The 12974-nt window shown below is 37.3% G+C and carries 7 protein-coding genes, 2 tRNA genes and 2 rRNA genes; 8 read left to right on the top strand and 3 right to left on the bottom strand.

Translation table 11 applies throughout. The features are described 5' to 3' along the window. Positions 1-328: 328 nt before the first annotated feature. From FLAK523_RS10985 to FLAK523_RS10995, 3 genes are read left to right on the top strand one after another with little or no spacing between them, the layout of a single operon-like run. Positions 329-814: a histidine phosphatase family protein gene (locus FLAK523_RS10985; RefSeq protein WP_248903369.1), complete on the top strand. Its 486-nt coding sequence runs from the start codon at positions 329-331 to the stop codon at positions 812-814. A gap of 5 nt (positions 815-819) precedes the next feature. Further along, entirely contained in the window at positions 820-2889 is a 2070-nt protein-coding gene (gene ppk1, locus FLAK523_RS10990; protein ID WP_248903370.1) for a polyphosphate kinase 1, read from the top strand. A 53-nt stretch (positions 2890-2942) separates the two neighbouring features. Next, entirely contained in the window at positions 2943-3833 is an 891-nt protein-coding gene (locus FLAK523_RS10995; protein WP_248903371.1) for a Ppx/GppA phosphatase family protein, read from the top strand. 105 nt (positions 3834-3938) lie between these two features. Here FLAK523_RS10995 and FLAK523_RS11000 read toward each other — a convergent pair whose 3' ends face one another. The 3 genes from FLAK523_RS11000 to FLAK523_RS11010 form a co-directional block, all read right to left on the bottom strand. Beyond that, complete coding sequence (locus FLAK523_RS11000; protein WP_248903372.1) at positions 3939-4478, bottom strand: SRPBCC family protein; 540 nt, start codon at positions 4476-4478, stop codon at positions 3939-3941. A gap of 24 nt (positions 4479-4502) precedes the next feature. After that, positions 4503-4964 carry a DUF1801 domain-containing protein gene (locus FLAK523_RS11005; protein WP_248903373.1) on the bottom strand — a complete coding sequence of 154 codons (462 nt, stop codon included), beginning with the start codon at positions 4962-4964 and terminating at the stop codon, positions 4503-4505. 241 nt (positions 4965-5205) lie between these two features. Further along, on the bottom strand, positions 5206-6294 hold the full coding sequence (locus FLAK523_RS11010) for a M42 family metallopeptidase (RefSeq protein WP_248903374.1): 1089 nt from the start codon (positions 6292-6294) through the stop codon (positions 5206-5208). Positions 6295-6378: 84 nt separating this feature from the next. Between FLAK523_RS11010 and FLAK523_RS11015 the strand changes: the two genes are divergently transcribed. From FLAK523_RS11015 to FLAK523_RS11035, 5 genes are all read left to right on the top strand, one after another. Continuing rightward, positions 6379-7056: a DUF4294 domain-containing protein gene (locus FLAK523_RS11015; RefSeq protein ID WP_248903375.1), complete on the top strand. Its 678-nt coding sequence runs from the start codon at positions 6379-6381 to the stop codon at positions 7054-7056. An 832-nt stretch (positions 7057-7888) separates the two neighbouring features. After that, a 16S ribosomal RNA gene (locus FLAK523_RS11020) occupies positions 7889-9404 on the top strand. Between the two features lie 126 nt (positions 9405-9530). Beyond that, positions 9531-9604: transfer RNA gene (locus FLAK523_RS11025), tRNA-Ile, on the top strand. A 107-nt stretch (positions 9605-9711) separates the two neighbouring features. Next, positions 9712-9785, top strand: a tRNA-Ala gene (locus FLAK523_RS11030). 207 nt (positions 9786-9992) lie between these two features. After that, a 23S ribosomal RNA gene (locus FLAK523_RS11035) occupies positions 9993-12872 on the top strand. Together the 16S and 23S rRNA genes with 2 tRNA genes alongside form the textbook arrangement of a ribosomal RNA operon. Positions 12873-12974 lie beyond the last annotated feature (102 nt).

The following is a 12974-nucleotide window of genomic DNA, read 5'->3' on the forward strand; positions in this document are numbered from 1 at the left end:
TTTATATCTTTTATTAAAGTTATAATTAACATTTTGAGATAGCGAATTTATAATATTTTGTATTAGGATTATGAAATTTGATTGATTTTTTGTGAAAAACATCGGTAAACTACATGAATATTGAAAAATAACAGGCGTAAACTTACTTAGTTATGCAGTTTAATTTCATGGTATTTTCTAAATAATAGATGTATTAATTAGGTACTTTTTTGATTATCTCTATAATTTTTCTCTTATTGAATTTGATTTTTATAATAATATTTACATAATTAATTGTATCTTTCTGTTACAAATAGAAAATGAGAATGGTAAGTAAATCTTTTTTAATATGAAAAACTTAATATTAATTAGACATTCAAAATCAAGTTGGGATTTACCTATTCAGGACAAGGATAGGCCATTAACTAAAAAAGGAATTAAAAAAGCTCATTTAGTTTCATCAAACATCTTAGGTTTTTTACCTAAAACGTTTGTGATTTGGAGTAGTACAGCTAAACGTGCTTCGGATACCGCAGTTATTTTTGCTCAAAACATTCAATATCCTGAAGAAAGTATAGTATATAAAGAGAATCTTTACACTTTCGATGAAAATCAATTGGAAAAAGTAATTAAGTCATGTGATAATGATTTTGACAGTATTATTCTTTTCGGACATAATGCGGCTATTACAAATTTTGTTAATAAATTTGGGGATGTTTTTGTTCATAATGTTCCTACAGCAGGATTTGTATCTATACAATTTGATTCGGATGACTGGGATAAAATAAATAAAGGCAAAACAATTAAAATAATATTTCCTAAGGAATTAAAATAAAAAGAGTGTTAGATAGAAAATATATAGATAGAGAAAAAAGTTGGTTAGCGTTTAATGCCAGAGTACTTCAAGAAGCAGCAGATGATTCAGTACCACTTTTAGATAGGTTGCGTTTTTTAGGAATTTTTTCCAATAATTTAGATGAGTTTTTTAGAGTTCGTTTTGCAGCTATAAGAAGGTTAAGTTTATTAGGTATCTCAGGAGAGAAAGTTCTTGGGAGGATTTCAGCTGAGCAATTAGTAAAAGATATTACTGAGATTGTTATAGAACATCAAACAGAAAGTTTACTGATTTTAAAAGAAATTGAAACAAAACTAGAGTCTGAAAATATTTTCATAATTAATGAAACAGAAATTTCAGATGTGCAGGAAGTGTTTTTAAAAGACTTCTTTATACAGAAATTGAGCCCAGAGCTTGTTACAATTATTTTAAATGATTTGGCCGAGTTCCCATTACTAAAAGATAATTCAGGCTATTTAGCCATAAAATTAGTAATGAAACAAAATTCGGAAGTTCGTTATGCAATTATTGAAATTCCCAAAACAATGAATCGTTTTGTTGTTTTGCCTTCGAGTAGTGAGAAACAATATGTGATATTGATCGATGATGTGATTAGGCATAATTTAGAAAACATCTTCAGTATTTTTGATTATGATTCTATATCAATGCATATGATTAAAATAACTAGAGATGCACAATTAGAAATAGATAGTGATTTGAGTAAAAGTATGCTCGAGAAAATATCATTAGGAGTTAAAGAAAGAAGGATTGGTGAGCCAGTTCGATTTATATATGACCAATTAATTGAAAAAGATACTCTTGAGTTTTTCCTTGACAAAATGAAAATTGTCTCTACTGATAGTATTATTCCTGGTGGGAGATATCATAATAGAAGGGATTATATGAACTTCCCGAATCTTGGAAGATATGATTTGCTTTATAAAACAAATGTTCCTTTGCCAATACCTGGGTTAAGCCTTGATGGAAGTATATTACAACAAATAAGTAAGAAAGATTATTTATTGAATGCACCATACCAATCTTTTTCTTATCTCACAAGATTTTTAAGAGAAGCAGCACTTGATCCAAAGGTAACATCAATAAAAATCACATTATATAGATTAGCCAAAAACTCCCAAATTATTAGTTCGCTTATTAATGCTGCAAAAAACGGAAAAAAAGTAATTGTTCAAATTGAATTACAAGCTCGTTTTGATGAAGCATCTAATATTTCCTATGCTGAACAAATGCAAACCGAAGGAATTGAACTTATTTTTGGTATAAAAGGACTTAAGGTACACAGCAAAATTTGTGTAATTGAAAGACTTGAAAATAATAAAACAAAACGCTACGGTTTTATTTCTACGGGGAATTTTAACGAACAGACAGCTAAAGTTTATACTGACGTTACACTATTCACTTGTCACCAACAGATATTAAAGGATATTAATAAAATATTTGAATTTTTTGACATTAACTATAGGATTCATAGGTATAAACATCTTATTGTATCGCCACATTATACTAGGGTACGTTTTTATAAATTGATTGATAGAGAGATATTGCACGCCCTTGCTGGTAGGAAGACTTATATCAAATTAAAAATGAATAGCCTATCTGATCTTGGTATGATTGATAAATTATATGAAGCGAGTAAAGTAGGGGTGAAAATTCAACTACAGGTAAGAGGAATTTGTTCCTTAATACCAGGAGTTAAAGGATTGAGTGAAAACATCGAAGCGATTAGTATCGTTGATAATTACTTGGAACATTCTAGAATTTATATTTTCGGGAATGTTGGTCAACCGGAAGTGTATATATCATCTGCGGATTTTATGACTAGAAATTTAGATGGTAGGGTAGAAGTAAGTTGTCCAATATACGATGAATCAATTAAAAAGGAGTTGATTGATAATTTTGATATAGGATGGAAAGGGAATATTAAAGCACGGTACCATTCAAGTGAATTAGATAATAAATATAGAGAAAGAAATGGAGATCCTGTATTTAGAGCACAATTAGAGATGTATAAATATTATCAAAAGAAGGTTGATTTGTTAGATGAAAGTTTTTAATATTTCATTTGAATTTATAATCAATTAAAAAATACTCAAAATCATATTAAAGAATGATTAAAATAAAAAAATATGCCGCAATTGATATTGGTTCTAATGCCATGCGTTTATTGATTGTGAATATTGTGGAACAAAATGGGAAAGAACCCCAATTTAATAAAAGCTCACTAGTTCGTGTGCCTATTCGTTTAGGGCAGGATGCATTTACTGTAGGAGAAATATCAGAGGAAAATATAGATAGAATGTGTGATGCCATGAAAGCATTCAATCTATTAATGAAAGTTCATAAAGTAGAAAGTTATAGAGCATTTGCCACATCAGCGATGAGGGAAGCCTTCAACGGAAAAGAAGTGGCTGATATTATCAAGAAAAAAGCAAATATAAAAATAGAAATTATTGATGGTAAAAAGGAAGCTGCAATTATTGCTTCTACTGATTTACTACATCTTTTAAATACAGATCAAACCTATCTTTTTGTGGATGTGGGAGGAGGAAGTACAGAGTTTACTTTGTTTTCAAACGGGAAAATAATTACTTCAAAATCATTCAAGGCCGGTACTGTACGTTTACTTAATGAAATGGTAATTGATGTAGTTTGGGAAGAAATAGAAAAATGGATTAGATTAAATACTCAGGAATTTGAAGAGATTACTCTTATAGGTTCAGGAGGGAATATTAATAAATTGTTTAAAATGTCCGGTAAGACACAGGAAAAACCTTTGTCATACATTTATATTAACTCACAATATGCTTTTTTAAGTTCACTTACATACGAGCAAAGAATATCCGAATTAGGGTTAAACCCCGATCGTGCCGATGTAATTATTCCTGCGGTGAGAATTTATCTCAATGCTATGAAATGGAGTGGAGCAAGAAATATTTACGTTCCTAAAATTGGACTTTCTGATGGTATCGTAAAAGCGATGTATTTCGGAAAAATATAAATAAGAGCCTTTATTTTAGATAAAAATACCCAGCTGTAAATTGAAAGTGCAATTTACAGCTGGGTATTTTATTTTAGAATAATTAGATAAAAAATATAGAATGGTTTATTTTTCCAATAAAACTTTTAAATTGGCAAGTCCTATTTCTAAGTCTTTTCCAATCATTTCATCCATACCCATAAACGGAAGCATAAGATTCATAGGGTAATTCATATCGCCATTAAAGCCCCATTTAACCTTTGTTTCGTTAGTAGAAATAGTTTCTGTAGTCATATATGCACTAGCTGTTGATTCAAATGGGGACTTAAAACGTAATTCAAAATCAATACGTTCCCCTTCTATAATTTTTTTGATTTCTTGTTCTCCTACACCTACATTTTCATTTTTACTGTCCCATGAAGAAATTGCTCCAACAGTTCCATCAACGCCCGAAAATGTCTTTTTCATTTCAGGATCTGTTTTTGCCCAAATACTAAAGTTGTCTTGGTTTTTCAAGTACTTAATATAGGTAAAAACACTGTCTTTGGGTTGATTGATACTGATTTCTCTTTCAACAGCATATTCTTTTGGCATAAATAGAGCCACAATTAATGCGAGAGCAATTAATCCTAATAATGCAAATAAAATCCTTTTTAAGATTCTCATAGTTTTAAATTTAGAGGTTAGTGTTTATTTTGATTTTTTAAATTGGGATTCATAACATATTATCCATTCTTCTACTGACATTTTTTGGACAAGTTCTTTAATTAATTGAAAAGGGATTTGATCTATTTTTTTGAATCTTATGCAGCTTTTTCCCATATCCAGTTTTAGTTTAGAATGTTTTGGAAATTCATCAGTAAACCATTTTAACAGTTCGGGTTTTGCGTAAATACCCATATGATACAAAGCAATGAAATTTTTTTGTGAGGCAATATTAAGAAAAGGAAGAGGTAGCTTTGGATTGCAATGATAGCCATCAGGATATAAACTATGGGGAACGACATATCCTATCATTCCATAACTCATTTCTTCTATGAAACCTTTTGGGATATTCTTTAAGATTATTTCTCGAAGTTTATCAATTACTTCTTTTCTTTCTTCTGGAAGATCTTTTAAATAGTCTTCAACCGTTTCGGCTTTTGATTGCATATTGAATTTGATATAAAGTAAAGTTAATAAAAAAGCTGTAATTCAAAATTAGAATTACAGCTTTTAAAATTTCTAAGAAACAGTTGAATCTTTAATTAGGTTTTATAATTGACCAAATGAAAGTAAAATATAGAATTAATTAGATATTGATCTATTTTACATCTATGGTATAGCCCCGATAGCAGCGATATCCCACGCTTTTTTGCGTGGATTTAGCGTATAGCGGGAATAGCTCCTTATACTATTTGAAATAAGAGAATGTCTCGTTATTTTCTAATTTCAATAGTGTTTCATAGATTAGTTTAATCACATTTTCAACATCGTCACGGTGTACCATTTCTACAGTGGTATGCATATAACGTAACGGAAGCGAAATTAAAGCCGAAGCTACACCGCCATTGCTATATGCAAAAGCATCAGTGTCTGTTCCAGTAACTCTTGATGAAGCTAAGCGTTGAAAAGGAATTTTCTTTTCTTCGGCAGTATCAAGAATTAATTCTCTTAAATTATTTTGTACAGCAGGAGCGTAAGTTACCACTGGTCCTTTTCCTATTTTAGTTTCTCCTTCAATTTTCTTTTCAATCATAGGAGTTGTAGAGTCATGACATACATCAGTTACAATGGCAACATTAGGTTTGATGGTTTTTGTGATCATTTCAGCACCACGCAATCCTACTTCTTCTTGAACCGAATTTGTGATATACAACCCGAAAGGTAATTTTATTTTGTTTTCGTGTAATAGACGAGCCACTTCGGCAATCATAAAACCACCCATACGATTATCAATAGCACGACAAACGAATTTATTTTCATTCAAAATCATAAATTCATCAGGGTAGGTGATAACACAACCTACATGAACTCCCATTTTATCAACTTCTTCTTTGGTTTCACAGCCTATGTCAATGAATAAATTGCTGATTTTAGGATTCTCTTCTTTATCTTTATTACGTGTATGAATAGCTGGCCATCCAAAAACACCTTTTACGATTCCTTTTTTAGTGTGAATGTTAACGCGTTTTGAAGGAGCTATCTGGTGATCTGAACCACCGTTTCTAATAACATAGATTAATCCATCATCTGTAATGTAATTTACATACCATGAAATTTCATCAGCATGACCTTCTATAACAACTTTGTATGGAGCATCAGGATTAATGATTCCCACCGCGGTACCATAGGTGTCGGTTATAAATGTATCCACATAAGGTTTCAAATACTCCATCCATATTTTCTGTCCTTCAGCTTCAAAACCTGTTGGGGAAGCATTATTTAAGTATTTTTCTAAAAAGGTAATGGAGGATTTTTTTAATATCGATTTAGTGCTCATAAAATTATTTTTTTGCTAAATTATAAATTTGGTATTACAGTTGTGTATATAATGTATAATTTTACAAATAAAACTTTTACCCCAATGAAGATTATTAAATATTTTTTAGGTTTGTTTTTTATGTCCATAGCTGTCCAAGCTCAAGTAATTCAAAAGGATACCATTAAGATGGGATACGAATTATTGGAATCTGACGATATTGTAAATGACACCATACAACTGGAGGAAATTGTGGTTTCTAAGATAAAACTAGATCCTGAAGCAAAGAAGCAATTTCTTATTCTTCAAAACAGGGTATATAAAACCTATCCCTATGCCAAGTTAGCTTCCGAAAGACTGATACTGCTTAATAAAGGTATGGCCAGACTTTCCACTAATAAAGAAAAGAAAAAGTATTTCAAGATTGTTGAAGATTATCTCAATAACGAGTTTGAAGCTAAGCTTAAAAAGCTATCACGTAAACAGGGACAAATTTTGGTGAAATTAATTCATAGACAAACAGGGATTACAACCTTTGAATTAGTAAAAACGCTAAAGAGTGGCTGGAAAGCATTTTGGTCTAACTCTGCTGCTAGTTTGTTTGATATTAATTTGAAAACAAAATTCGCACCTTATGATGTCAATGAGGATTACCTGATAGAAACAATTTTGGTTAGAGCTTTCGAATCTGGTAGGTTACAAAACCAACCGCCTGCTGATGTTGTAGATTATGATAAACTTTCTGATTTTTGGTTAGAGAAAGCACAAAATCCAAATCTATAATTGTATTTGGGCGTTCCCCATTATAAAAAAAAAGAGACTATACCTATATATAAGGTATAGTCTCTTTTTTTTTTATAATAGGTCGGGCTATCCGTTACAAGTCCTCGTCCCGAAAAAAAATCGGGACTGTGGGCTTTTCACTTCTATCCCTAACGCAATCTCTGAATCTAAACTTCTTTTTAAAAAGACACCTATATATAAGATAGAGGATCCGGTACGTTGCTTATATGATTATAAATTGGAACTTCTATAATAATATAGGCTGATTAAATTTGTAATTCAAATTGAGTTGTTTTCATAATAGATAGTTCGGTATTCATATTTCATTGGTTGTTGTGTCTAATTTCTTAGGTTTTGATAAAAACAGAGGAAATATATAAATTCAACAACCACGTTTTAAGCAATTTAAAACAAAAGATAAAAAAACGTCAAATAAAAGCGTTTAAAAAGCTTGAATAACTGAAAAAAGGAGGTAGTTTTGCACCCGCAATAGCAAACAAGTTCTTTAACAAATTGAGTAAGCGAAACACGGGAAACCGGGTTTAAAAAGAAAGAAAAAGAGAAACGAAAGTTTCTAAAAAAAAACTTTTCAAAACGCTTGCGAGAATGAAAAGAAGTTGTACTTTTGCACTCGCTTCGAGAAACACCTTAGGTGTTTATTGAGACGAAAAAACAAGAAGAACACGTTCCTAGACATATTGAATTGACAGCCGTTTTTGAGAGAGATTTCAAGAACACAAGAATAAAGAGTAATGAATCGAGAGATTTGAAAAAACCGATAGATCTTCAGTCAAACATAAATAGAATCAAAGCAATTTGATTCGCATAATATACGATGAAGAGTTTGATCCTGGCTCAGGATGAACGCTAGCGGCAGGCTTAACACATGCAAGTCGAGGGGTATAGGGAGCTTGCTTCCTAGAGACCGGCGCACGGGTGCGTAACGCGTATGCAATCTACCTTTTACAGAGGGATAGCCCAGAGAAATTTGGATTAATACCTCATAGTATTACGACCTGGCATCAGGATGTAATTAAAGTCACAACGGTAAAAGATGAGCATGCGTCCCATTAGTTAGTTGGTAAGGTAACGGCTTACCAAGACTACGATGGGTAGGGGTCCTGAGAGGGAGATCCCCCACACTGGTACTGAGACACGGACCAGACTCCTACGGGAGGCAGCAGTGAGGAATATTGGTCAATGGGCGCAAGCCTGAACCAGCCATGCCGCGTGCAGGATGACGGTCCTATGGATTGTAAACTGCTTTTATACAGGAAGAAACCCTCCGACGTGTCGGAGCTTGACGGTACTGTAAGAATAAGGATCGGCTAACTCCGTGCCAGCAGCCGCGGTAATACGGAGGATCCAAGCGTTATCCGGAATCATTGGGTTTAAAGGGTCCGTAGGCGGTCAGATAAGTCAGTGGTGAAAGCCCATCGCTCAACGGTGGAACGGCCATTGATACTGTCTGACTTGAATTATTAGGAAGTAACTAGAATATGTAGTGTAGCGGTGAAATGCTTAGAGATTACATGGAATACCAATTGCGAAGGCAGGTTACTACTAATTGATTGACGCTGATGGACGAAAGCGTGGGTAGCGAACAGGATTAGATACCCTGGTAGTCCACGCCGTAAACGATGGATACTAGCTGTTGGGAGCAATCTCAGTGGCTAAGCGAAAGTGATAAGTATCCCACCTGGGGAGTACGAACGCAAGTTTGAAACTCAAAGGAATTGACGGGGGCCCGCACAAGCGGTGGAGCATGTGGTTTAATTCGATGATACGCGAGGAACCTTACCAAGGCTTAAATGTAGTTTGACCGGTTTGGAAACAGATCTTTCGCAAGACAAATTACAAGGTGCTGCATGGTTGTCGTCAGCTCGTGCCGTGAGGTGTCAGGTTAAGTCCTATAACGAGCGCAACCCCTGTTGTTAGTTGCCAGCGAGTCATGTCGGGAACTCTAACGAGACTGCCAGTGCAAACTGTGAGGAAGGTGGGGATGACGTCAAATCATCACGGCCCTTACGCCTTGGGCTACACACGTGCTACAATGGACGGTACAGAGAGCAGCCACTACGCAAGTAGGAGCGAATCTACAAAACCGTTCTCAGTTCGGATCGGAGTCTGCAACTCGACTCCGTGAAGCTGGAATCGCTAGTAATCGGATATCAGCCATGATCCGGTGAATACGTTCCCGGGCCTTGTACACACCGCCCGTCAAGCCATGGAAGCTGGGGGTGCCTGAAGTCGGTGACCGCAAGGAGCTGCCTAGGGTAAAACTGGTAACTAGGGCTAAGTCGTAACAAGGTAGCCGTACCGGAAGGTGCGGCTGGAACACCTCCTTTCTAGAGCCTTAGTGTTAGTTGATTTATCAACACGCTAGGGAAAGAGACGAAAAGAGAAATTGGAAACAAAGATTAAAATTTATTACTCTTGCTGTTAGTTCAAATAATACAATTTAAGAATAAGAGTGTCTCGTAGCTCAGCTGGTTAGAGTACTACACTGATAATGTAGGGGTCGACAGTTCGAGTCTGTCCGAGACAACTATTTATACTTAAATAAAAGAAGAATCTAGAGTTAGCAATTCACAACTCATTTGGATGTAAAGTAAAGTTACTGAAAACTGAATACTGAACACTGCCAACTGTATTGGGGAATTAGCTCAGCTGGCTAGAGCACCTGCCTTGCACGCAGGGGGTCAACGGTTCGACTCCGTTATTCTCCACTAATTTAGTAATTAGACAAAAGCCAATAGGCAAGAGTTTAAAATCTAGATAACGAAGCGATACTAATGCCTTTTGGCTATTACCTATTGCCTAGAAAAAAGTTCATTGACATATTGAGATAAGAAAATAATAAAAAGTAGAAAGCAGATTTACTATTTATTTAGTAAATCGAAAAAAAACGGTCTTAATTGATTTTAAGATTGGTACAATAAGCAAAATAAGGGCGTATGGGGAATGCCTAGGCTCTCAGAGGCGATGAAGGGCGTGATAAGCTGCGAAAAGCTACGGGGACGAGCACACATCGATCGATCCGTAGATACCCGAATGGGGCAACCCACTATGTTGAAGACATAGTACACCGATAGGTGAGCAAACCCGCTGAACTGAAACATCTAAGTAGGCGGAGGAGAAGAAAACAAAAGTGATTCCGTAAGTAGTGGCGAGCGAACGCGGATTAGCCCAAACCAATGTTGTTACGGCAATGTTGGGGTTGTAGGACCACGTTATTTGTTGCGGATAGAATTAGAATCTACTGGAAAGTAGAGCCAGAGAAGGTGATAGCCCTGTATAAGTAATAGAAGATAACGATAGTGGTATCCTGAGTAGGGCGGGACACGAGAAATCCTGTCTGAATTTGGCGGGACCATCCGCTAAGGCTAAATACTCCTGAGAGACCGATAGTGAACCAGTACCGTGAGGGAAAGGTGAAAAGAACCGTGAATAACGGAGTGAAATAGATCCTGAAACCATACGCTTACAAGCGGTCGGAGCCCTTTCGTGGGGTGACGGCGTGCCTTTTGCATAATGAGCCTACGAGTTAACGTTGCTGGCAAGGATAAGTGGTTAAGCCACGGATCCGTAGCGAAAGCGAGTCTGAATAGGGCGCTTTAGTCAGTAGTGTTAGACGCGAAACCGTGTGATCTACCCATGGGCAGGTTGAAGCTGTGGTAACACACAGTGGAGGACCGAACCGGTTGACGTTGAAAAGTCTTCGGATGACCTGTGGTAGGGGTGAAAGGCCAATCAAACTCGGAAATAGCTCGTACTCCCGAAATGCATTTAGGTGCAGCGTTATGCGTAAAGTTATATAGAGGTAGAGCTACTGATTGGATGCGGGGGCTTCACCGCCTACCAATTCCTGACAAACTCCGAATGCTATATAATGTTTCATAACAGTGAGGGCTTGGGTGCTAAGGTCCAAGTCCGAGAGGGAAAGAACCCAGACCATCAGCTAAGGTCCCCAAATATACGCTAAGTTGAAAGAACGAGGTTTGTCTGCATAGACAGCTAGGATGTTGGCTTGGAAGCAGCCATTCATTTAAAGAGTGCGTAACAGCTCACTAGTCGAGCGGACGAGCATGGATAATAATCGGGCATAAGCGTATTACCGAAGCTATGGATTTCATATTAAATTATGGAGTGGTAGGGGAGCATTCTCACAGGGTAGAAGGTGTATCGTAAGGTATGCTGGACTGGTGAGAAAAGAAAATGTAGGCATAAGTAACGATAATGCGGGCGAGAAACCCGCACACCGAAAGACTAAGGTTTCCACAGCTATGCTAATCAGCTGTGGGTTAGTCGGGACCTAAGGCGAACCCGAAAGGGACAGTCGATGGACAACGGGTTAATATTCCCGTACTACTTATTACTGTGATGGGGTGACGGAGTGATGAAAGCGCCGCGAACTGACGGAATAGTTCGTTGAAGTACCTACCTATAAGATCTGCAGGCAAATCCACAGATCTTGGGGAAATACGATAGTACTCGGAGTCTTCGGACAAAGAGATAGTGCGCCTAAGGGCTTCCAAGAAAAACCTCTAAACTTCAGGTAATGAGTACCCGTACCGCAAACCGACACAGGTAGTCGAGGAGAGAATCCTAAGGTGCTCGAGAGATTCATGGCTAAGGAATTAGGCAAAATAGACCCGTAACTTCGGGAGAAGGGTCGCCACGCTTTGCGGCGTGGCCGCAGTGAAGAGGTCCAGGCGACTGTTTATCAAAAACACAGGGCTCTGCAAAATCGTAAGATGAAGTATAGGGCCTGACACCTGCCCGGTGCTGGAAGGTTAAGTGGAGATGTTATCTTCGGAGAAGCATTGAAATGAAGCCCCAGTAAACGGCGGCCGTAACTATAACGGTCCTAAGGTAGCGAAATTCCTTGTCGGGTAAGTTCCGACCTGCACGAATGGTGTAACGATCTGGACACTGTCTCAGCCATGAGCTCGGTGAAATTGTAGTAACGGTGAAGATGCCGTTTACCCGCAGTGGGACGAAAAGACCCTGTGCACCTTTACTATAGCTTAGTATTGACCTTGGACAAATGATGTGTAGGATAGGTTGGAGACTGTGAAGTGGCGTCGCTAGGCGTTGTGGAGTCATTGTTGAAATACAACCCTTTGTTTGTCTGAGGCCTAACCCCGCGAACGCGGGGGACATTGCTTGGTGGGTAGTTTGACTGGGGTGGTCGCCTCCAAAAGAGTAACGGAGGCTTCTAAAGGTTCCCTCAGTACGCTTGGTAACCGTGCGTAGAGTGCAATGGCATAAGGGAGCTTGACTGAGAGACATACAGGTCGATCAGGTACGAAAGTAGAGCATAGTGATCCGGTGGTTCCGCATGGAAGGGCCATCGCTCAAAGGATAAAAGGTACGCCGGGGATAACAGGCTGATCTCCCCAAGAGCTCATATCGACGGGGGTTTGGCACCTCGATGTCGGCTCGTCACATCCCGGGCTGGAGAAGGTCCCAAGGGTTGGGCTGTTCGCCCATTAAAGTGGCACGCGAGCTGGGTTCAGAACGTCGTGAGACAGTTCGGTCTCTATCTACTGTGGGCGCAAGAAATTTGAGTGGATCTGATTCTAGTACGAGAGGACCGAATTGGACAAACCTCTGGTGTATCTGTTGTTCCATGAGCATCGCAGAGTAGCTACGTTTGGAAGGGATAAGCGCTGAAAGCATATAAGCGCGAAACCCACCACAAGATGAGATTTCTTTTAAGGGTCGTGGGAGATGACCACGTTGATAGGCTATAGATGTAAAGGCAGTAATGTCATAGTCGAGTAGTACTAATAACCCGTAAGCTTATGTACACTTTTCCCCTGCTTCGGCGGGGGAAGAAACTTTCTAAAAAATACTTTTTTCTTTATCTCAGTATGTTAAGATATTTTGTAATTGATAGTTAACTTTAGTTA

It is taken from the genome of Flavobacterium sp. K5-23 (genome assembly GCF_023278045.1).
Lineage (GTDB): Bacteria > Bacteroidota > Bacteroidia > Flavobacteriales > Flavobacteriaceae > Flavobacterium.